Source organism: Pseudomonas sp. AC070 (assembly GCF_979258635.1).
The window spans coordinates 2,001,143-2,022,461 of the sequence record NZ_OZ409871.1; the positions used below are offsets into that span (position 1 = coordinate 2,001,143).

The 21,319-nt window shown below is 61.4% G+C and carries 20 protein-coding genes; 4 read left to right on the forward strand and 16 right to left on the reverse strand.

Going from position 1 to position 21,319, the window contains the following annotated elements; genetic code table 11:
* Positions 1 to 59: 59 nt before the first annotated feature.
* From nth to metG, 11 genes are read right to left on the reverse strand one after another with little or no spacing between them, the layout of a single operon-like run.
* Positions 60 to 698 (reverse strand): endonuclease III, encoded by a 639-nt coding sequence (gene nth / locus ACZZ0Q_RS09120; RefSeq protein ID WP_463539256.1) that lies wholly within the window; start codon positions 696 to 698, stop codon positions 60 to 62.
* Complete coding sequence (locus ACZZ0Q_RS09125) at positions 685 to 1,254, reverse strand: Rnf-Nqr domain containing protein (RefSeq protein WP_463560487.1); 570 nt, start codon at positions 1,252 to 1,254, stop codon at positions 685 to 687. The genes nth and ACZZ0Q_RS09125 overlap by 14 nt, the downstream gene beginning before the upstream one ends.
* A complete protein-coding gene (locus tag ACZZ0Q_RS09130; protein WP_463539253.1) occupies positions 1,251 to 1,850 on the reverse strand; it encodes an RnfABCDGE type electron transport complex subunit G in 600 nt (199 codons plus the stop codon). The genes ACZZ0Q_RS09125 and ACZZ0Q_RS09130 overlap by 4 nt, the downstream gene beginning before the upstream one ends.
* Positions 1,843 to 2,844 (reverse strand): RnfABCDGE type electron transport complex subunit D, encoded by a 1,002-nt coding sequence (locus ACZZ0Q_RS09135; protein ID WP_463539252.1) that lies wholly within the window; start codon positions 2,842 to 2,844, stop codon positions 1,843 to 1,845. Before ACZZ0Q_RS09135 ends, ACZZ0Q_RS09130 begins: the two co-directional genes overlap by 8 nt.
* Positions 2,825 to 3,970, reverse strand: a complete 1,146-nt coding sequence (gene rsxB, locus ACZZ0Q_RS09140) for an electron transport complex subunit RsxB (protein WP_463539251.1) — start codon at positions 3,968 to 3,970, stop codon at positions 2,825 to 2,827. The genes ACZZ0Q_RS09135 and rsxB overlap by 20 nt, the downstream gene beginning before the upstream one ends.
* Positions 3,967 to 4,518 (reverse strand): Rnf-Nqr domain containing protein, encoded by a 552-nt coding sequence (locus ACZZ0Q_RS09145; protein WP_463560489.1) that lies wholly within the window; start codon positions 4,516 to 4,518, stop codon positions 3,967 to 3,969. The genes rsxB and ACZZ0Q_RS09145 overlap by 4 nt, the downstream gene beginning before the upstream one ends.
* 59 nt (positions 4,519 to 4,577) lie before the next feature.
* Positions 4,578 to 4,976, reverse strand: a complete 399-nt coding sequence (locus ACZZ0Q_RS09150; RefSeq protein ID WP_463539249.1) for a DUF350 domain-containing protein — start codon at positions 4,974 to 4,976, stop codon at positions 4,578 to 4,580.
* A gap of 39 nt (positions 4,977 to 5,015) precedes the next feature.
* On the reverse strand, positions 5,016 to 6,128 hold the full coding sequence (locus tag ACZZ0Q_RS09155) for a glutathionylspermidine synthase family protein (RefSeq protein ID WP_463539248.1): 1,113 nt from the start codon (positions 6,126 to 6,128) through the stop codon (positions 5,016 to 5,018).
* The gene (locus ACZZ0Q_RS09160) at positions 6,128 to 6,466 is read right to left on the reverse strand and encodes a hypothetical protein (protein ID WP_463539247.1); all 339 of its coding nucleotides are present in this window, start codon (positions 6,464 to 6,466) and stop codon (positions 6,128 to 6,130) included. Before ACZZ0Q_RS09160 ends, ACZZ0Q_RS09155 begins: the two co-directional genes overlap by 1 nt.
* Before the next feature lie 40 nt (positions 6,467 to 6,506).
* Positions 6,507 to 7,322 carry a DUF4349 domain-containing protein gene (locus ACZZ0Q_RS09165; protein ID WP_463539246.1) on the reverse strand — a complete coding sequence of 272 codons (816 nt, stop codon included), beginning with the start codon at positions 7,320 to 7,322 and terminating at the stop codon, positions 6,507 to 6,509.
* A gap of 60 nt (positions 7,323 to 7,382) precedes the next feature.
* Entirely contained in the window at positions 7,383 to 9,428 is a 2,046-nt protein-coding gene (gene metG, locus ACZZ0Q_RS09170) for a methionine--tRNA ligase (protein ID WP_463539245.1), read from the reverse strand.
* Positions 9,429 to 9,632: 204 nt separating this feature from the next.
* Here metG and apbC point away from each other — a divergent pair, with 204 nt between their 5' ends.
* Positions 9,633 to 10,727 (forward strand): iron-sulfur cluster carrier protein ApbC, encoded by a 1,095-nt coding sequence (gene apbC, locus ACZZ0Q_RS09175; protein ID WP_463539244.1) that lies wholly within the window; start codon positions 9,633 to 9,635, stop codon positions 10,725 to 10,727.
* A 252-nt stretch (positions 10,728 to 10,979) separates the two neighbouring features.
* Positions 10,980 to 11,546, forward strand: a complete 567-nt coding sequence (gene dcd, locus ACZZ0Q_RS09180) for a dCTP deaminase (protein ID WP_108097498.1) — start codon at positions 10,980 to 10,982, stop codon at positions 11,544 to 11,546.
* A 79-nt stretch (positions 11,547 to 11,625) separates the two neighbouring features.
* Here the strand turns inward: dcd and ACZZ0Q_RS09185 are convergent, their stop codons facing one another.
* The 5 genes from ACZZ0Q_RS09185 to ACZZ0Q_RS09205 form a co-directional block, all read right to left on the reverse strand.
* Positions 11,626 to 12,390 (reverse strand): ATP-binding cassette domain-containing protein, encoded by a 765-nt coding sequence (locus ACZZ0Q_RS09185; RefSeq protein ID WP_122495260.1) that lies wholly within the window; start codon positions 12,388 to 12,390, stop codon positions 11,626 to 11,628.
* Between the two features lie 12 nt (positions 12,391 to 12,402).
* Entirely contained in the window at positions 12,403 to 13,530 is a 1,128-nt protein-coding gene (locus tag ACZZ0Q_RS09190) for a succinylglutamate desuccinylase/aspartoacylase family protein (RefSeq protein WP_463560491.1), read from the reverse strand.
* A 9-nt stretch (positions 13,531 to 13,539) separates the two neighbouring features.
* Positions 13,540 to 14,250 carry an ABC transporter permease gene (locus ACZZ0Q_RS09195; RefSeq protein ID WP_463539243.1) on the reverse strand — a complete coding sequence of 237 codons (711 nt, stop codon included), beginning with the start codon at positions 14,248 to 14,250 and terminating at the stop codon, positions 13,540 to 13,542.
* The gene (locus ACZZ0Q_RS09200; RefSeq protein WP_122495266.1) at positions 14,247 to 14,975 is read right to left on the reverse strand and encodes an ABC transporter permease; all 729 of its coding nucleotides are present in this window, start codon (positions 14,973 to 14,975) and stop codon (positions 14,247 to 14,249) included. Before ACZZ0Q_RS09200 ends, ACZZ0Q_RS09195 begins: the two co-directional genes overlap by 4 nt.
* A gap of 85 nt (positions 14,976 to 15,060) precedes the next feature.
* A complete protein-coding gene (locus tag ACZZ0Q_RS09205) occupies positions 15,061 to 15,846 on the reverse strand; it encodes a transporter substrate-binding domain-containing protein (protein ID WP_122495268.1) in 786 nt (261 codons plus the stop codon).
* Positions 15,847 to 16,291: 445 nt separating this feature from the next.
* Between ACZZ0Q_RS09205 and ACZZ0Q_RS09210 the strand changes: the two genes are divergently transcribed.
* Both ACZZ0Q_RS09210 and ACZZ0Q_RS09215 read left to right on the forward strand, forming a co-directional pair.
* Positions 16,292 to 18,220 (forward strand): hybrid sensor histidine kinase/response regulator, encoded by a 1,929-nt coding sequence (locus tag ACZZ0Q_RS09210; RefSeq protein WP_463539242.1) that lies wholly within the window; start codon positions 16,292 to 16,294, stop codon positions 18,218 to 18,220.
* Positions 18,221 to 18,494: 274 nt separating this feature from the next.
* Entirely contained in the window at positions 18,495 to 21,284 is a 2,790-nt protein-coding gene (locus tag ACZZ0Q_RS09215) for an autotransporter outer membrane beta-barrel domain-containing protein (protein ID WP_463539241.1), read from the forward strand.
* Positions 21,285 to 21,319 lie beyond the last annotated feature (35 nt).

Consider the following 21,319-nt stretch of genomic DNA (forward strand, 5'->3'; position numbering starts at 1 on the left):
AAATTCGGGACGGGTAAAAAAGATTTTTTCAATCGAGCGATAGTAGGAACATTAAAAAGTCAATCGTCCGAGGTTTTGGCTTTGTACTCGCACAGGTCTTCAATCCGACAGCTACCACACCGTGGCTTGCGGGCGAGACACACATAACGGCCGTGCAAAATCAGCCAATGGTGCGCATCCATCAGAAAATCCTTGGGCACAAACTTCAGCAGTTTCTTTTCCACCTCCACCACGTTTTTGCCCGGCGCGATGTTGGTGCGGTTACTGACGCGGAAAATGTGCGTGTCCACCGCCATCGCCAACTGCCGGAACGCGGTGTTGAGAACCACGTTGGCGGTCTTGCGGCCCACGCCCGGCAAGGCTTCCAGCGCTTCGCGATTTTCCGGTACCTGGCTGCCGTGTAGCTCGATAAGGCGCCGGCAGGTTTCGATCACGTTCTTGGCTTTGCTGTTGTACAGGCCAATGGTCTTGATGTACTCGCTCAACCCGTCCACGCCCAGCGCGTAAATCGCCTCCGGGGTATTGGCCACCGGGTACAACTTGGCCGTGGCTTTGTTGACGCTAACGTCGGTGGCTTGCGCCGAAAGAATCACCGCAATCAGCAGCTCAAACGGCGTGGTGTAGGCCAACTCGGTCTTCGGCTCGGGGTTGTCTTCGTGCAGGCGGCGAAAAATTTCGTAGCGTTTAGCGGCGTTCATCGGCGGTCGGGTCGGCAGAAAGAGAAGAGGGAAACACTGATCGGGACAACGCCCACAGCGCGCCCAGCACTATAAACGCGCCAGGTGCCAGGGCGAAAAGCGGCAATCCGCTGAAGCCGGGAACAGACCAGCCAGAAGCGCTTGGGCCAAACAACCACTCGGCATGGCTGAGCAGCGTGCCGAGGCCGAGCAATTCCCGCAGCGCGCCGAGCAGCAGGGCGACCCCGCTGAACAGCAAACCGTGGCGCAGCCCTTGTAGCGCGTTTGCCGGGGCCTGCACTACGGCGAGCAGAAGCAGCGGCAAAAAAATTCCCAAGGCATTGCGCAGCTCCAGTGCTCTGGCCTGCATGAGCAAGTCTGCGACGCTCAGCAGGGCGCACGCCGCGAGCAGCAACACTGCGCGCACTAACGTGGCGTCCAATCGGCGCAACAGCCCGGCCAGCACGCCCACAGTGATCAGCAGCGGCAGCGCCACGATGCTCAGCCCCAGGCTTTTAATCAGCAAATCGCTGGCACCCAGCAGCGGCGCCAGGGCCAGCCAATTAAGCGGCCTCATGGCGCCACCCCTTGAAGCAGGTGAGCTTTATGCGCATCGAAATACCGCAGGCCCTGTTGCACGGCCTGGCTGACCGCGCGGGACGTCACGGTGGCGCCCGCCATCTGGTCGAATGGGCCACCATCGGCTTTCATCCGCCAATCGGCATCACCGGCGCTGCGACCGAAAAAACCGCGCAACCACGGGCTTCTCGCCGCGTTGCTGAGGTCTGCCAGGCCTGGCGTTTCTCGTTCGCTCAGCACCTTGACGGCCAATAACTGCCCCGACGGCGCGATGGCCAACAGCAACTCGATGCTGCCTTCGTACCCTTCGCCGCGCGTTGGAAGCAGCACCGCGACGGGCACGCCGCTCAAGGTGGCGAGGTAGCCAAACGCCGGCTCCGGCAGGCGCAGTTGCTCTCTATCGGCCAAGGCCATCGGCGCCGCAGTCGGGTGATTGTCGTAGCTGCCGGGCGCCAGTAAATCCAACAAGGCGCGCTCGCTGGCGGCCTGCCGTTCCCTGGCGATCTGGTCGCCGAGCAGGTGCTGAACGCCCACCACGGCAGTCATCAGCGCGAGCAATAACGCGCCGATGACCAGCGCATTGCGCTTAGTCATTCGCCACCTCCGCTAAGGGTTTCGCTGCCCGCCGCTCGATCATCGGTACCAACAGGTTCATACCGAGTACGGCGAAGGCCATGCCGTCAGCGTAGTTGCCCCACGTGCGGATTACGTACAGCCACAGCCCAACGCCGACGCCGAACCAGAGGCGGGCGCGGTCGCTACTCGCGCCGGACACCGGCTCGGTGGCGATAAAAAATGCGCCCAGCATCGTGGCGCCGGAGAACAGATGAAAAAACGGCGAGCCGTTGGAATCCGAGCCGGAGCCGTTCCAGCACAGCAAGCTGGCCACAAATAACGCCCCGAGCACGCCCACCGGGGTGTGCCAACGAATGACCTTGCGCTGAATCAGCAACAGGCCGCCAAGCAGAAACGCCACATTCACCCAGCCGGCCTGCCAATGGCTGAACGCTGGGTTGCTTTGGAACAGTTCGTCCACCGTCAGCCGGTCGTTGTGCTTGAGGCTGTCGAGCACCGTGGCCTGGCTCCAGCCGTCCACCGGCACCGGCCCGATAAAAATGTGCTGTAGCCCGGCAAACAAACCGTGGGCATCGCCCGGCGCGGGCCACTGCGTCATCTGCGCGGGAAAGGCCAGCAGGGCGAAGGCATAGCCGAGCATGGCCGGGTTGAACGGGTTTTTACCGAAGCCGCCGAACAGCGCTTTGCCGACAACATGAGCAAACGCCGCTGCACTGACGCTCAGCCACCACGGCGCGTACGGCGGCAGCGCCAACGCCAGCAAGGCGGCGGTCACCAGCGCGCTGCCATCACCCAACCACCCGGCATCGCCGAGCGAAAAGTGCGCTGCTCCTTGCGCACGTCGCGCCAGCGCTTCACACGCTACTGCCGTGGCTAGGCCGAGCAGCAATTGCAGCAACGTGCCCCAACCGAAGTGCCAGCACAGCACCAGCGCACCGGGCACGCAGGCGAGCAACACCCATTGCATGCCAGGGCGCGGGTCGAACGCGGGGTTAGCCGGGCTGGTAGGCATCGAGCTTTTCCTGCGCCTGGTGCAGACGTTGCTGCGCCTTGGCCAGCGCCGCCTCATCGACTGGCTGACGACGCTGCAACTTGCTGACCTCCGCGCGGGCCATCACCAAGTCGGTTTTCAGGTCGCGCAAGCCGGTGTCGATAGGGCGCTTGTCGATGCGCTGCAGGTCTGGCGCCGGCTTGTTGCAGGCGTCTTCGGCCTGGTGCAACGCCGTTTCGGCCGCCAGCAGAGCCGCTTGCAACGGTTTCAATTCGCTTGCCCCGGCGCCGCTGCCTTCGGCGGTTTTCAGCGCCGCGCGAGCGACGGCGAGATTGACCTTGGCTTTCTTCAACGCCACCTGGCTGTCTTCGCTGGCCGCAGGCTTGGCCGCTTGCAGCGCTGCTTGTGCGGCTGCGGCCGCCTGGCCCAGTTCCTCAACCTGCTGCGCCAGCTCCGGTGTGCCGTAGGTGGCGAGCTGTTTTTGCGCCTTGCTGTAGGCCACCTGCGCCATGGCCGCTTCGATTTTCAGGCGCTTGACCCGCTCATCGAGGCTGGCGGATTTCTGTGTTTTCACTCGCTCGATGGCCGCTTGCACCGGATCCAAGGCCATCGATTGAGGCTGTGCCTGACGCTCAGCGCGGGCTGCACGGTCGCGTTGGCGACGCGCTTCTTCCCGTTGCAAGCGAGCCTGGTGGTTCTCATGGCGCCAGCGGAAATGATCAGCACGCAGACGCTGCTCCTGCGCGGCGGGTTCGCGCAGCGTTCGCAGGTCGATGCAATCAACCGGGCAGGGCGCCACACACAATTCGCAGCCGGTGCATTCGTCCGTGATCACGGTGTGCATCAGCTTGGCCGCGCCGACAATGGCATCCACCGGGCATGCCTGAATGCACTTGGTGCAGCCGATGCATTCGGCCTCGCGAATAAACGCCACTTGCGGGGCAATGGGCGGCAGTTCCGGTGGTAGCACCGGCACCTTCAGCAACTGCGCCAAGGCTTGAATGGTGGCCTCGCCGCCGGGCGGGCATTTGTTGATCGCCTCACCCTGGGCGATGCCCTCGGCGTAAGGCTTACAGCCGGGGTGCCCGCATTTTCCGCACTGGGTTTGCGGCAACAAGGCGTCGATGGCGGTGATCAGGCTGCTCATAGCGGCGCCAGCCCTTGCAGACCGAGCAGCACAACGCCGATCAAACCCGCGCCAATCAACAACAGCGGCGCGCCGCGAAAGGCCACTGGCACAGCGTCGTGATCAATGCGCCCAAGCAGATCGCCCAGCACCTGCAACGCCAACCAGAAACCCAGTCCACCGCCAATGCCTTGCGCCACGGCCAGCGCGAAGGTGTGAGGCTCGGCCAGCAAGATGCTTGCGAGCGCGGCGGCGCTGGGGATAAACAAGGGCGAAGCGTCGTGAGCACGCTCGCTCCGACGGAAAACCGAAACCGTTAGCCAGGCGAGCGCGGCCAGCATTGGCACGTACACAAACAACCGCAGGTAATCGAGCTTAAGCGGCAGCAATACGCTGTGAAACAGCAGCCAACCCAGCGGCGTGGCGAGGGCAATCAACACCGCGCTCACCTGTCCCAACTGCGCCATGCGCGCTGGGTGCGTGCCCACGGCATCGGCGCCAGCAGGCAGCAGCACCAGCAGGTTGTTCACCAGGGCGGCGCCAAGCAGGGCGAGGAAAAAAGCAGTCATTACGCGCGGGTGTCGTTGTGTTGCCAGAGAGGGGCGCCATTATCGGGGATGGCGCGGTCTCAGTACACCATGCACGAGGCGTTGATCAGCCCTACACACAAAGCGGTTCCGCCAAGAAAAAGCCCGTGGGCAGTGCTGTCTTCACCAATACCTGCGCGCAGCTCGGGCAACAGCCGCGACACCAGCAAATACACCAAGGCCTGCACCACGAGCGCCACCAAGCCCCATACCAGCATATCGAGCAGGCTCACGCTGTGAGCGATGGCGCTGGCCAGCGGCAGCGCGAAACCGAGCATGCTGCCCAGCAGCGCCAGCGCGGCGGATAGGTTGCCTTGACGAATCAGCTTGAGCTCCGGGTAGGGCGTCAGGTGCAGGTAGATAAAAACGAAGGCGCCGAACAAACCGAGCGCTACGGCGAAATACACAAAAAAGGCGGGCAGGTTAGTCAGTAAAGCCATAACGGAAATGCTCCTGAACGGCGAAAGGGCGCGGGCGCCTCAGTCGACAAAGTAATGAGGGACGAAACGGCTGCTGTCGCGTGTGATCAGGCTGGCGTCTTCGCGAATGCCCAGCCCTGCAGCCTGATCGCCGACCATCCAGCTGCCGAGCACGGTATAGCTGCCAGCAAACTTGGCCAGCGGCGCGTAGGTCTGGTAGATAAAGCGGCCTTCAGCATGGGGGCCATCGCTTTCCTGCGAGTGTTCTCCCGCCACAATCCGAATGTTCTGGCCTTCGCGCGAATACAGCGGCTTGCGCACATAGCGCCCCGGCAAGTCTTCCTCGAAGCTGGCGGCCAGCAGGTTCGGATGGTCAGGGTTAAGCCGCCAAAGAATCGGCAGCATGGCTTTGCTCGACATCAGCATCTTCCACGCCGGCTCCTGAAAGCGCAGGGCGCTGCTGGCCAGTTGGTCGCTAAACTCGTCTTGCAGCAGCCATTCCCACGGGTAGAGCTTGAAGCAGCGCGTGATGGGCTGATCGTCCAGGTCGACAAACTGCCGGCCATCGAAACCGATGGCTTCCACTGGCAAGTAGCGCGTGTCCAGCCCGGCCTGAAGCGCCACGTCCTGCATATAGCGGGCGTTGCCGGTGTCTTCTTCATGGCCGTCGATCGCTGCGAAATGCACCCGCTGGCCCGCTGCAATCTCGCGCCAACGCGCGATCAATTTTTCGTGAATCGAGTTGAACTGGTCGGCTTCGGGCAGCACGTCGCGCAGCCAATACCACTGCACCACGCTCGCCTCCAGCAAGCTGGTGGGCGTGTCGGCGTTGTATTCCAAGAGCTTGGGGTCGCCCTGACCATTCCAGGAAAAATCGAAGCGGCCATACAGCGCCGGCTCCTCACATTGCCAGGACTCCGTGATCAAGTGGATGGCGTGGGGCGGCAGGTCGAAGGGTTCGAAGTAGCGGTTTTCGATCACCCAGGCGACAGCGCTCAGGTAGCGCTGGTGCAGGTCTTTGCTGGCCTGCTCAAGCGTTTCGACCTCGGCCAGGCTCAGTTCATAGGCCACCGACTCGTCCCAGTACACGCCGTCGATGCTATGGAAGGTAAAGCCCAGTTCTTCGCAGCGCTGCCGCCAATCGGGGCGCGGCGTGAAGGCGATCCGCTGCACTAACCACCTCCGGAAAAGCGTGCGCCGGATCGGCCAAAGCCACTGCGCGTAACCAACTCGTTGCCCGCAATCAGTTGGCGCTGTGCCGTGGCAGGGCGCGCTCCGGTTTCGTAGCTAGGACCGTAGTAGTCGGTGCGGTTGCGGCTGCCCCAGCCGATTCCGCCGCCACCACCCGTGCCCGTGCCGGAGGCCGGCTCGCAGTAACTGCTGTTTTGCCAGTCGCGTTCGCAATCGGCGCGGCTGGCATAACGGTCGCGATAAACGCTGTTGTGGTGAAGCAAGCTGAACAGCATGCCGCCTGTAACCAAGGTCACGATTACGGCTTCAGATTTTTTCATGATGTGCTTCCGTGCGAGCCCAGGCGGGCCCAATGTTATTTCAGCCTTTAGTTGTCCGCTGCTGCCCGCGCCGCGTCACCTTGCGCCACAACCAGCGCACCAGCAGCGCTAGCGGGAAGAGCACGATCAGGAACGGAATGCTGTAGCCCAGCACTTCCAGAGCTTTGGCGGTGCCGTCGGTGGCGTTGTCGAGCAGGTTGCCGAAGGCTTCGCCGATGCGGCTGAAGCGGTCCTCGCGTTGTGTTTCGGTGCGGAAGGAGAGGGTCAGCAGGTTGGTGTTGATGCGCCGTTGCTGCTGCGCGGCCTCCTGGGAGGTGGCGTCGAGTTGAACTTGCACCTCGGCCATTTCGCGGGCGAGGGCGAGCATGTCGCTGACGCTGAGGTCTTTGCGGTCTTGGAATTGTTCGAGGGTTTTATATTGGCGTTGCAGCCGCTCGCGCACTTGGTTGTTGTCGGAGACGGCCTGGGCGAGGTCTTCTGCATGGGTGGTGCGGCTGACTAGCTTGCCGCCTTCGCCCGCGAGGGACACGAGCTTTTCAACACCGTCGGGCACGATGCGAACGCGCAGTTGCCCGGCGTTGTAGCTGCTCTCGCCTTGTTCAATGCCAAGCAGGTCGCAGGCGCCAAAGCGGCCGCTGGTGCAGGCTTCACGCGTATCGGCCAGGCGCTGGCGCACGGCTGCTTCGTCCAGTTCAAGGGTGACGTAGTGCTCGTAGGCGAGGAACGCACCGGCTTTGGCTTTCTCGCCCTGAACATCGGCGCTGCCCGACACGGCGTTCTCGCTCGAGTAGCCGTCTTGTTTGCCGCAGCCCGCCAGCGCCAAGAGCAGAAGGGGAACAATCCATAAAGCTTTCATCGTCGCTTCCTTGCAAATAAAAAAACGGGGCTGATCGCTCAGCCCCGTCTGATGGTGACGTTACTTAACGCGCTGCCCCGGTTTGGCGCCGCTGTCCGGGCTGAGCAGGTAGATTTCCTCGCCGCCAGGGCCGGCGGCGAGCACCATGCCTTCGGACACGCCGAATTTCATTTTGCGTGCCGCCAGGTTGGCCACGTAGAGGGTCAGGCGACCTTCCAGTTTGCTTGGGTCCGGGTAGGCGCTTTTGATGCCGGAGAATACGTTGCGCTTGGCATCGCCAATGTCGAGGGTCAGGCGCAGCAGCTTGTCGGCGCCTTCAACGAATTCGCACTTTTCGATCAGGGCAATGCGCAAGTCGACGGCGGCGAAGGCGTCGAAACCGATTTCAGCCGCCAGCGGGTCTTTGCTCAGTTCGCCATTGCCAGCGGCTGCGGGTGCAGCGGCTTCGCTGCTGGCCAGGTCTTCTTTCGAGGCGTCAGTCATGGCTTCCACGGCTTTAGGGTCGATGCGAGTGAGCAGGGGCTGGAACGCATTGAGCTGATGGTTAGCCAGCAGCGTTTTGTGGTCGTCCCAGGTCAGCGGCGGTACGTTGAGGAAGGCTTCGGCATCGCGCGCCAGGGTTGGCAGTACGGGCTTGAGCAGAATCACCAACTGGCGGAACAGGTTGATGCCCAGGGCGCACACGGCCTGCACTTCGTCTTGCTTACCTTCCTGTTTGGCCAGAGCCCACGGCGCTTTGTCGGCGATCCAGGCGTTGGCGCGGTCGGCCAGCGCCATGGTTTCGCGCATGGCGCGGGCAAAGTCGCGCGCTTCATAGGCTTCGGCAATGCTTGGGGTCGCGGCCAGGAAGGCGTCGGTCAGTTCAGGCGCGGCGTTGGCATCCACCAGTACGCCGCCGTTGCCTTTGTGAATAAAGCCGGCGCAGCGGCTGGCGATGTTCACCACTTTGCCGACCAGGTCGGAATTGACCTTCTGCACGAAATCTTCGAGGTTCAGGTCGAGATCGTCCACGCCACGGCTGAGCTTGGCCGCGTAGTAGTAGCGTAGGTATTCCGGCGACAGGTGATCAAGGTACGTGCGCGCCTTGATAAAGGTGCCGCGCGATTTCGACATTTTCTGGCCGTTAACGGTCAGGTAGCCGTGCACGTTGATGCCAGTCGGCTTGCGGTAGCCGGCGCCTTCGAGCATGGCCGGCCAGAACAGGGCGTGGAAGTTGACGATGTCTTTGCCGATGAAGTGGTACAGCTCGGCGGTCGAATCCTTGTTCCAGAAGGCGTCGAAATCCAGCTCTGGCGTGCGGTCGCACAGGTTCTTGAAGCTGGCCATGTAGCCAATCGGCGCATCCAGCCACACGTAGAAATATTTGCCCGGCTCGTCCGGAATCTGGAAGCCAAAATACGGCGCATCGCGGGAGATGTCCCACTCCTGCAAGCCGGAATCCAGCCACTCGGCCAGCTTGTTGGCCACCGCGTCGTGCAAGGTGCCGCTGCGGGTCCAGCTTTGCAGCATGGCCTGGAATTCAGGCAGCTTGAAGAAGAAGTGCTTGGAATCTTTCAGCACCGGCACGGCGCCGGAAATGGCCGAGCGCGGGTTCTTTAGTTCGGTAGGCGCGTAGGTGGCGCCGCATTTTTCGCAGTTATCGCCGTACTGGTCTTCGGTGCCGCATTTCGGGCAGGTGCCCTTGATGAAACGGTCGGCCAGGAACATGCCTTTTTCCGGGTCGAAGTACTGCGTGACCGAACGGGTGGCGATGTGGCCTTTGTCGCGCAGGGCCAGGTAAATCGAGGTCGACAGCGCGCGGTTTTCTTCCGAATGGGTCGAGTGGAAGTTGTCGAAATTCACCAGAAAGCTGGCGAAGTCGGCGCTGTGCTCGGCTTTGACGTTGTCGATCAACTGCTGCGCGGTGATGCCTTCTTTCTCGGCGCGCAACATGATGGCCGAGCCGTGAGCGTCGTCTGCGCAGACATAAATGCATTGATTGCCGCGGTGCTTCTGAAAGCGCACCCAGATATCGGTCTGGATGTACTCGAGCATATGGCCAAGGTGAATGGAACCGTTGGCATAGGGCAGGGCGCTGGTGACGAGGATTTTGCGGGGCTCGGACATGGTAATCGGCTGCACTGGCATTACGAGGGAAGTCGGCAACTATAAAGGCGTGGCGGTTTTTTTTCACCCGTGGCGCGGCTCAAGCCGCTCCTACAGACCGCACCGTTGTGTAGGAGCGGCTTCGGCCGCGATGCTTTTAATCCACACACTATTGGCTTGAAGTAAGATGCCCGCCTGTTTTGCTCAGTCTTTCGGAGTTGCCCCATGAGCACCGTTACCCGCCAGCTGGTCGAAGCGACCCTGCGCCAGTTCACTGATCCCAACCTCAATCAAGACCCCGTCAGCGCCGGTTGCCTGCGCGATGTCAGCATCGACGGCGCCAAGGTGCGCGTGCGCCTGGAACTGGGTTACGCCGCCGACCTGTTCAAGAACGGGTGGGGGCAAATGCTGCAAATGGCCCTGGAAAACGTCGACGGTATCGACAGCGCGACGGTGCAGATCGACACCCACATTGCCGCCCACAAAGCCCAGGCTCAGGTGCCCGGTTTGGCCAATGTAAAAAACGTGATTGCCGTGGCCTCGGGCAAAGGCGGCGTGGGCAAGTCCACCACCGCTGCCAACCTGGCCCTGGCCCTGGCGCGTGAAGGCGCCAAGGTCGGCATTCTGGATGCCGATATCTACGGCCCCAGCCAAGGCATCATGTTTGGCATTCCTGAGGGCACGCGCCCACAGGTGAAAGAGCAGAAGTGGTTTGTACCGATCAAGGCCCACGGCGTTGAAGTGATGTCCATGGCGTTCCTCACCGACGACAACACGCCGATGGTCTGGCGCGGCCCGATGGTGTCCGGTGCGTTGCTGCAACTGGTCACGCAAACCGCGTGGGGCGACCTGGATTACTTGGTGGTCGACATGCCGCCCGGCACCGGCGACATCCAACTGACCCTGGCGCAGAAAGTGCCGGTGGCCGGCGCCGTGATTGTTACCACCCCGCAAGACCTGGCCCTGCTGGACGCCCGCAAAGGCGTGGAAATGTTCCGCAAAGTGAACATTCCGGTGCTGGGTGTGGTGGAAAACATGGCCGTGCACATCTGCTCCAACTGCGGCCATGCCGAGCACCTGTTTGGCGAGGGCGGCGGCGAGAAACTGGCGGCGCAGTACGACGTTGATCTGCTGGCCTCGATGCCGCTGTCCATGGCTATTCGCATGCAATCAGACGGCGGCAAACCCACCGCCATTGCCGACCCCGAAAGCCAGATCGCCATGCTCTACCAGGAAGTCGCCCGCGCCGTCGGCGCGCGAATCGCCCAAAGCGGGCAGAGCGCGCCGGGTATGCCGAATATCGTAATTTCCGACGATTGAGCGTCGAGCGGTCGGATTCATTTCCAACCCTCGATACTGTAGGGCGACTTCAGTCGCGATCCCTGAAAACGGTGGCCTAGCGTCGACCGCGTAACGGCCATCGCGACTAAAGTCGCCCCCACAGTTCCGGCGCGTGCCACGGAGTGTGTGGCGGGGCGGATTGCGGCTTCAGGCGTGCGCCCCTTTGAACCTCGCCGTGGCTCCCGGTAAGATGCGCACACTTTTTCACCTCGCTATTCAGGACACCTCGCCATGAGCATCAAATCGGATAAGTGGATTCGCCGCATGGCCCAAGAGCACGGCATGATTGAGCCCTTTGTGGAGCGTCAGGTGCGGGCCGAAGGCGCTAATGCGCTGATCTCTTACGGGGTGTCCAGCTACGGTTACGACGTGCGCTGCGCCGATGAATTCAAGGTGTTCACCAACATCAACTCGGCAACCGTCGACCCGAAGAACTTCGATGAGAAGAGCTTCGTCGACGTGAAAAGCGACGTCTGCATCATTCCGCCAAACTCGTTCGCGTTGGCACGCACCGTTGAGTTCTTCCGCATTCCGCGCGACGTGCTGACCATCTGCCTGGGCAAAAGCACCTACGCGCGCTGCGGCATCATCGTTAACGTCACGCCGCTGGAGCCGGAATGGGAAGGTCACGTGACGCTGGAGTTCTCCAACACCACCACCTTGCCGGCGAAAATCTACGCCAACGAAGGCGTGGCCCAGATGCTCTTCCTGCAATCGGATGAAGCGTGCGAAGTGTCGTACAAAGATCGCGGCGGTAAGTATCAAGGCCAGTTGGGCGTGACCTTGCCTAAGGCTTGATAGCGTTCAGCGGAAATAAAAAAACCGGGCCCTGTGCCCGGTTTTTTATTGGGTCGAGAAGTTCGTTTGCAGGAATCGATTATTTCAGGTTGCCGCTCAAAAACTGCCGCAAGCGCTCGCTCTGCGGATTATCCAGCACATCCTTCGGCGCGCCTTGTTCTTCGATTTTGCCTTGGTGCAAAAACACCACCTGGCTTGCCACCTGACGGGCGAAGCCCATTTCGTGGGTCACCAAAATCATGGTGCGGCCTTCCTCGGCCAGCGCCTGAATCACTTTCAGCACTTCGCCCACCAGCTCGGGGTCGAGGGCGGAGGTGGGTTCGTCGAAGAGCATGATTTCCGGTTCCATGGCCAACGCCCGGGCAATCGCTACGCGCTGTTGTTGACCGCCGGAAAGAAACGCCGGGTACTGGTTGGCAACGCGCTCCGGCAAACCGACTTTTTCCAGATAGCGTCGCGCGCGGGTTTCCGCTTCTTCCTTGCTCACACCCAGCACCCGGCGGGGCGCCATGGTGATGTTTTCCAGCACCGTCATGTGGCTCCACAGGTTGAAGTGCTGGAACACCATGGCCAGGCGGCAGCGCAGGCGTTGCAGTTCGTCTTCGTCGGCCACGCGCATGCCGCCACGGTCGGCGACCATGCGCACTTGCTGGCCGTCCAGGCTCATGGCGCCGTCGTTGGGCTGTTCGAGGAAGTTGATGCAGCGCAAAAACGTGCTCTTGCCCGAGCCGCTCGCGCCGATCAGGCAGATCACGTCGCCACTTGCGGCCTTCAGCGAAACGCCTTTGAGCACTTCATTGTCGCCATAGCTTTTATGCAGGCCATCAATGGTCAGTTTGTACATGGACGAAAAACCTCAAGGCGAAAGTAGGTAGCCGCTGCGGAAGGCCTGGCTGCCGGCCACGTGGGCGATGGCCATGCCGGCCGTGGCCATGCGGCGCATCGAACGGGCGTAGAGCAGGCCCGCCGTGCTGCAATAAATGGGCGTGACGCTGTCGCTGATCGGGTCGATGACGTCGGCGATCTGGTCGCCGGCTGCCATCACTTGGCCTGGCGCGGCGCAAAAAACCAGCAAGCCGCCCACCGGCGTGGTCACCGGCTCTACGCCGGCGAGCGGCGTGGCCGGTTGGCGCAGCGCGGGCAGGGCAGGGGCGTCGCCGGCCAACACGCCAACGTGGGTCAGGTAATTAAGAATGGCCTGGGAATCGGCCGCCGCTTGCGCGTGGGAAACGTCCAGCACGCCACGGTGTTCCACTGTCACGGCAATGGCGCCCTGGGCAATCGGGAAGCGCTCGCCGAAGCGCTGCTGCATCTGTAACCAAAACAGGCTGAAGCTTTCATCGAACGACTGGCCGCCGGAATCGCTGGCCAGCAGGCTGGCGTCAGCGCCGATATAGCGCGACAGCGGTTCGACCCGCTCCCAGGCTTCGGGCGTGGTGTACAGGTGCGCCACCGCTTCGAAGTCGCAGTGCAAATCGAGCACCACATCGGCCTGACAGGCCAGGCGTTGCAAGGTCAGGCGTTGCGACTGCAATTGCGTGGTCGGCGTGGCGTGGGTAAGCGCCTGATGCAGGCTGGCGCGGATCAGTTGCAGGTTGTGCGCAGCGTCGTCGTTGAGCAGCGACTCCACTTCGTCGCCCACGTGCTGGCTGACGTTGATAAAGGCGCGGTTAAAGTTCTCGCGCGTTTCCAGCTCGTAGCGGCCCAGCGGCATATCCATGATGACTTGCGCCTGGCCGATGGGATTGGCCACCGGCACCAGGGTCACTTCGCCGAGTATTTGGCCCGCGTTTTCCAGCTCGCTCAGGCGCTGTTTCAGGTGCCAGGCCACCAACATGCCGGGCAACTCGTCGGCGTGCAGCGAGGCCTGAATGTAGGCGCGTTTGGCCGCCTTATCGACCGAGGCCGATCCGAAATGAAAGCTGTGAATCTGCCGCGCGGTGCCAGGCACCGGGGCGAGAAGCTCGTGTTGTTGATGACGCATGGGCAACCCTTAATGCGCAGGACCGAGGAAGGCCAGCCAGCGTTTTTCCGCCAAGCGAAACAGGCCTACCAGGGTGAAGGTGATGGCCAGGTAGATCAGCGCTGCGATGCCGAACGATTGAAAGGTCAGGAAGGTGGCCGAGTTTGCATCCCGCGCGACTTTGAGAATGTCCGGCACGGTGGCGGTGAAGGCCACGGTGGTGGAGTGCAGCATCAGAATCACTTCGTTGCTGTAGTACGGCAACGAACGGCGCAGCGCCGAGGGCATGATCACGTAGGCATACAGCTTCCAGCCATTGAGGCCGTAGGCCTTGGCCGCTTCGACTTCGCCGTGGTTCATGCTGCGAATGGCACCGGCGAAAATCTCGGTGGTGTAGGCGCAGGTGTTCAGCGAGAACGCCAGAATGGTGCAGTTCATGGCGTTGCGAAAGAACGAGTCGAGCATCGGCACTTCACGCACCGCTGCGATGCTGTAGATGCCGGTGTAGCAAATCAGCAACTGGATATACAGCGGCGTGCCACGGAACAGGTAGGTGTAAAACTGCACCGGCCAGCGCACCAGGCGCGAGGGCGAAACGCGGGCAATCGACAACGGAATCGAGACCATAAAGCCGAAAAAAATCGACGCGCTGAGCAGCCACATGGTCATGGCCAGCCCGGTGATATTCACGCCATCGCTGTAGAGAAACGGTCTCCAGTATTCCTGCAGTAACTCGATCATCGCACCGCCTCCCGCGCGCCAGCCGCGTAGCGCCGTTCGAGCCGTCGCAAGACAAAGTTCGAGGCACTGGTGATCGCCAGGTAAATCAGCGCCGCCAGTACCAGAAAATAGAACAGCTGATAGGTGCTCTTGCCGGCGTCTTGCGCGGCTTTCACCACGTCGGCCAGGCCGATGATCGACACCAGCGCCGTGGCTTTGAGCATCACCATCCAGTTATTGCCGATGCCCGGCAGGGCGAAGCGCATCATTTGCGGGAACACCACATAGCGAAAGCGCTGGCCACGTTTGAGGCCATAGGCCGTGGCGGCTTCGATCTGCCCACGGGGCACAGCGAGAATGGCGCCGCGGAAGGTTTCGGTGAAATACGCGCCGTAGATAAAACCCAGGGTGATAACCCCGGCGGCGAAGGGATCGATCTCGATGTAATCCCATTCCATCGCGTCGGTGAACGACGACAGCCAGGTTTGCAGGCTGTAGAAAATCAGCAGCATCAACACCAGGTCGGGCACGCCGCGAATCAGGGTGGTGTACAGCTGCGCCGGAATGCGCAAGGCGCGCAGGCTCGACAGTTTGGCGCTGGCGCCGAGCAGGCCGAGTACAACGGCCACCAGCAGCGACAGAACCGATAATTTGATGGTCATCCAGGTGCCAAGCAGCAGCAGCGGGCCGAAGCCTTTCAAGCTGAAGGCCGACAGCCCGAGAAATTGCAGCAGGTTTTCGAACATGAGTAACGCTCATCGCTAAACAAAACGCCCACCCGTCTGACGGGGTGGGCGGTTACTGGGCCGTTATTGCGACGGCCCGCTCGGCTTATTTATTGCCGAGGTACAGATTCAGCTCACCGAAGTGCTTCTTCTGGATTTCGGCGTATTTGCCGTCGTCGTGCAGCGCTTTGATGCCTTTGTTCAGCAGGGCTTTGAGCTCGTCATTGCCTTTGGAGATGCCGATAGCGGTTTTGGCTGGCAGCAGTTCGCTGTCGATGGCCTCGCTCACTTCGTAGTCAGCGCCTTGTGGCGACTTCAAGAAGCCCAGCTCGGCTTGCAGCATGTCCTGGATGGAGGCATCCAGACGGCCGCTGGTGAGGTCGGCGTAAACCTGATCCTGGTTCTGGTAGGCCTGAGTTTTCACACCGGCTTTGTCCAGCACGGCCTTGGCATAGGCTTCCTGAATGGTGCCTTGCTCGTAGCCCACGGTTTTGCCTTTGAGCGACGCTGGGTCAGCAGTCAGGCCAGCGCCTTTCTTGAACACCAGCGAAGTTGGGCCGGAGAACAGTTCGTCCGAGAAATCGATAACTTTTTCGCGGGCCGGAGTGACGGTCATGGAGGAAATCACGCCGTCGAACTTGCGTGCTTTCAAACCAGGGATCATGCCGTCGAAATCGCTTTCAACCCATTTGCACTTCACTTTCAGCTCAGCGCAGATGGCGTTGCCCAAGTCGATGTCGAAGCCAACCAGGCTGCCGTCAGCGGCTTTGGATTCGAAGGGAGCGTAGGAAGGATCGACACCGAAGCGGATTTCTTTGAATTCTTTGGCTTGCAGCGCACCGGCGCCAATGCAAAGGGCCAGGGCAGAAAGAGTCAGCCATGCTTTCTTCATTGCTTGTGTCCTTAGTGTGTAGATCACGTGAGATAACGCGGAAGTACGACGGGAAACAGTCCCGAACGAGTGTATGCCAGCAATTTTCGAACCACTGTACCGTTATCGACATATTGGATCAGAAAGCCGCCGCGCCTGGCTATCCACCTGCCCCGTAAAACCTTGGCAACTAACGATAATTTTTCATCGCACCGAAACGGTGCGCCAACACGGGGCATTCGGTAACAGGCTGGTGCGTAGCGGTAGCGAATGGCGCTTCGAGGCGCAGGTTTTCCAACCTTTGGCGGGTGCAATTACACAGAACGAAACCCTGCCACCGGCCTCTACACCTCACGGGCTCGCCATCACGGCCACACGCCATAACGGCGGGCCATGGACCCACCGCCGCCAGCACCGTTAAGATTTGCCCCTGTCCTTTTCACCCCCCCAGCTCCGCGGAGCCTGCATGCCCCAGTTAAAGCGCAAGCCAGATCCCTTGATGAGCGACGACCGCTACCGGATGTTGCTCGATGCGGTCACTGACTACGCCATTTATATGCTCGACGCCAACGGTCTGGTCAGCAGCTGGAACGCTGGCGCCAAGCGCTTCAAAGGCTACGAAGAAAGCGAAATTCTCGGTCAGCACTTTTCCCGCTTTTACACCGAAGAAGACCGCGACAGGGGCATGCCCCAGCGCGCGCTGTCGACGGCCGAGATGGAAGGGCGTTTCGAAGGCGAAGGTTGGCGGCAACGCAAGGATGGCGAGCGCTTCTGGTGCCACGTGGTTATCGACCCCATTCGCGACGCCGACGGCACCCTGATCGGCTACGCCAAAGTCACCCGCGACCTCACCGAACGCAAACTCGCCGAAGAATCGCTAAAGCAGAGCGAGCAGCAGTTCCGCTTGTTGGTCGAAGGCGTCACCGATTACGCCTTATATATGCTCGACCCCACAGGCGTGATCACCAATTGGAACACCGGTGCCCAGCGCATCAAGGGCTACACGCCGCAGGAAATCATCGGCAAGCACTACTCGTTGTTCTTCAGCGCCGAAGACGCCGCTAATGGCGAGCCGCAACGTGGCCTGAGCCGCGCCGTGAGCGAGGGCCGTTTTGAAAGCCAGGGCTGGCGCATCCGCAAAGACGGCACGCGGTTTTGGGCCAGCGTGGTGGTCGACCCCATCCGTAACGACCTGGGCATGCTCATCGGCTTCGCCAAAATCACTCGCGACATCACCGAAACCATGGAAGCCCAGCGCGCGCTGGAAAAAGCCCGTGAGTCGCTGTTCCAGGCGCAGAAAATGGAATCGCTGGGCCGCCTCACGGGCGGCATCGCCCACGACTTCAACAACCTGTTGATGGTGGTGCTGGGCAGTCTGGAAGTGGTGCGCCGCCGCGTACCCAACGACCCGAAAGTGCTCAACCTGCTCGACAACGCCATTCAGGGCGCCCAGCGCGGCGCCACGCTGACCCAACGTATGCTGGCCTTTGCCCGCAGCCAGAAATTGGTGGTTGAAGCACTCGACGCGCCAGCGCTGGTGCGCGGTATGTCCGACATGCTGCAACGCGCGCTGGGTCCGCAAACCCGCATTGAAGTGCGCTTTCCGCTGCGTTTGAGCCCGCTATTGGCAGACAGCAATCAGCTGGAAATGGCCTTGCTCAACCTCGCCGTCAACGCCCGTGACGCCATGTCCAGTGGCGGCCAGATTGTGATCGCCGCGCGTGAAGAAGAACTCGCCGACGACGACGGTGAACTCAAAGCCGGGCGGTACGTATGCCTGTCCGTCACTGACAGCGGCGAGGGCATGGACAGCGAAACGCTGGAACGCGCCCGGGAACCCTTCTTCACCACCAAGGGTGTCGGCAAAGGCACTGGCCTGGGGCTGTCGATGGTGCACGGTTTTGCCCAGCAATCGGGTGGGCGACTGCTGCTGAGCAGCGTGCTGGGGCAGGGCACTACCGCAGAAATGTGGTTGCCGGTCGCCGACGGTGAGGTGGCGGATCTGAACGCGCAAACCGCGCTGGCGCCGATCGCCTCCGTGCTGCAACCATTGAACGTGCTGGTGGTAGACGATGATCCGCTGGTGCTGCTGAGCACGGCGGCCATGCTCGACGACTTGGGCTGTACCGCCGTACAAGCTTCGTCCGCCGATCAGGCGCTGCACCTGCTCGCCAACAGCGCGCGCATTGACGTGGTGGTGACAGACTTGGCCATGCCCGTGATGACCGGTGCCGAACTGGCCCAGCACATCAAACAACGCTGGCCCACTTTGCCTGTGCTGCTCGCCAGCGGTTACGCCGACAAACTCAGCGAAACCGACGCCGCCTTGCCCCATATAGGCAAACCGTTTAGCCAGTCGGAATTGGTGCAGGCACTGCTTGAATTGTGTCCCTAGTGGATTGACCCGTACGCACCGCTGAAGGGTGCGCTGGCAGGTGGTGCACTAGCGGCTTGGAAAAGGGTTGGTTGTAAAGCTTCAGAACGTTCCTGGGCCAATAACCGAATGCTCCCATGGCGTCGCGTGTCCCTGACTAAGAAGACTGCCGGCAATCAAAATCGCCGGAGTCTGAACGATGAACCCACTAGATATGCCCCGAACCCTTTCATGCCAAAAGGGGCGACCGCCGGGGCGCCAGCTATTGCTGGCGGCATTGATCAATCTGACGGTTATGCAAACGTATGCCGTCGCGGCGCCCACCGTTATCACCGGGCAAACCATCGATACCAGTGCCGGCCAATCACCGGGAGTCTCGGTCAATGCCGGCGACGTGGTGGAGGTCACCCACTCAAGCATCACAACGCGCGGCCATGCTTCTGCGGCCCTCAAGTCAGAGGGCACGCTGACTGGCAGCAGCCTCACTTTGCGCACTACCGGCTCCACTGCCTCAGCGGTAGAAGCCAGCAACGGCGGGCGCATCGACCTCATACAAGTGCAGATCAGCGCGGAAGGCTCAAGCGCTATCGGCGTGTCGGCGACGGACCGCGCACGCATCTCGCTGAACAACGGCAGCGTTTTTACCAGCAAGACCATGGGCTACGGCGTGTTTAGCGATACGGCTTCCCGGGTGGAGCTGGAAAACGTAACGGTCTCTACGGCCGGTGGGTCGGCCATTGGTTTAGGCGTTTTCGACAACGCAGGGGTGGCGCTGACCCAAAGCGCAGTCGAAACCTCAGGTATCGAAGCCCATGCCCTGATGCTCATGGGCACGAGTGCTGCGATGCCGGCAACCGCCAACATCGTCGATAGCCGCGTAACCACACGTGGGGATTTTTCGATCGGCATCAATGTTAATTCCGACGCCACGGTTCAAGTCAGCGGCAGCCAGATCAACACCTTGGGTGAAGACGCCCACGGTGTGTGGTTAGCCAGCGTAGATACCACGGCCAATCTCGAGGACGTGATCATTCGCACCGAGGGCAATGGCGCGGTCGGAGTCTCCAGCCAAGGCGGCACGGCGACCTTGCGCAACGTAACCATCACGACCTTGGGCGAGCAAGCCCATGGGCTATATAGCCAAGGCGATACCGCCAGAATCGATGCCACCGGTATCGCCATTTCCCTTGATGACGCCGGTGTTGGAGCGTTTGCCGTATCGGGCGGCATGGTCACGCTCAACAGGGGCACGGTTAATACCCGCAATGGCGGGGTCGGCTTGATGGCGGCGATAGATTCGCGCATTGCCGCCACCGACATGGACGTGACAGCCCAGGGTGACGGCGCGGCCGCCGCCCTAATGAACCGAGGCGCTACGCTAACGCTGGAAAATGTTCGGGCAAGTGCAGCCGGCGTGGACAGCATTGCGCTGGGCTCCATAGGCACCGCCGATGACCAGTTGAACCAAGCGACGGTCGAGGGCGGCAGCCTGACCGCTGCGCAAGGTTCGGCCATCGCCGTAATTGGCGGGAAACTCGACGTGACACTGAGCAACACCACCGTCAGCGGGCAGCGACTGCTCGACATCAGTGAGAACCTGGTCAACGGCGCCAGCGTTGCCCATGGCGCCGTGCGGGTATTGGCGCAGAACAGCGTGCTGACAGGCGACGTCCAGGTGGCTGGCGCCAGCACCGGAGATTCCGAGCTGAATCTGGATAACTCGACACTCACCGGCGCTGTCCAGCACCTTGATCGCCTCGATGTGCTGGACACCAGTCGCTGGAACGTCACCGGCGACTCCACGCTCGTCAACTTGCATAACAGCGGCACCGTGGCGTTTCAACCTGGCACGACCTTCAAAACGCTGACCGTTGAGGGTGATCTCACCGGCTCAGGAATTTTCGCCCTCAACACCGATTTGGCCGCCGAACGCGGTGATCTGCTCAAGGTGCTCGGCGCCGTGCAGGACAACCAGACGTTAATGATCGCCGACTCCGGGCGTGAGCCGGGCGCTGCCAACGGCGAACTGTTGGTGGTGGACGGCAACGGAGGCGCGGGGCAGTTTGCCCTGGCAGGTCGGCCGTATGTGGATGCCGGCGCGTTCCGCTACACCCTGGAGCAGGAAGGCGACGACTGGCTGCTGCGCAACACCTCGATTAACGCCGTCGACAGTATCTCCGACGGCAGCAATGTGGCGCTGGGCAATCAGGTGGCGGCTGCCGTGCTCTGGGGCGCGGAAATGAATGCGCTAGTCAAACGCCTGGGTGAGTTGCGCATGGGCGATGACCGAGGTGGCGTGTGGACGCGAGGCATTGGCAAGACCTTCAACGTCGCCAATGGCCACAGCCGCGCATTCACCCAGCAAGTGCGTGGAGTGGAAGTGGGGGCCGACCAGGCCATCGACATGCCAGGCGCCAAACTGTACCTCGGCGCCATAGTCGGCGCGGCGACATCAACGCAGCATTTCGGCGCAGGCGCGAACGGCGAAATCAATAGCCGTCTGCTCGGCGTGTACGCAACGTGGATGGACGAACGCGGCTATTACCTCGACAGCGTGGCGAAGTACAACTGGATGGAGAACGAAGTTAAAACCCAGGCCAATACGGGCAAACGCATCAAAGGCAGTTATCGCGCCAGCGGGTACGCCGCCGATATCGAATTTGGCCGGCAGATTTCCTTACAGCACAACTGGTTTATCGAGCCGCAGGTGGAGCTGACCTACACCCACATAGGCGCCGAGCGTTACACCGCAAGTAACGGACTGCATGTGGCACCTGGCGACGCCAGCTCGTTGCAAGGCCGGGTTGGGGCATTGCTGGGCAGAACGCACACGCGGTCCAATGGCCTGGCGTTTCAGCCTTACGTGAAAGCCTCGTATGTGCACGAGTTCGCCGGTGAAAGTTCGGTTGAAGTCAACGGCTACACCTTGGGCAACAAGGTGGCTGATGCTCGCGTCGAAGTCGGCTTTGGCGGGGTGTTGCAGGTGAGTCAGGCAACCAAGATTTCTCTGGATGTCGAACATGCGCAAGGCCGTCAGGTGGACCAACCCTGGGCAGTCAATCTGGGTGCGCGGTATCTCTTCTAACGCCAGGGCAGGGCGGCTGACGAACACCGTCGTCA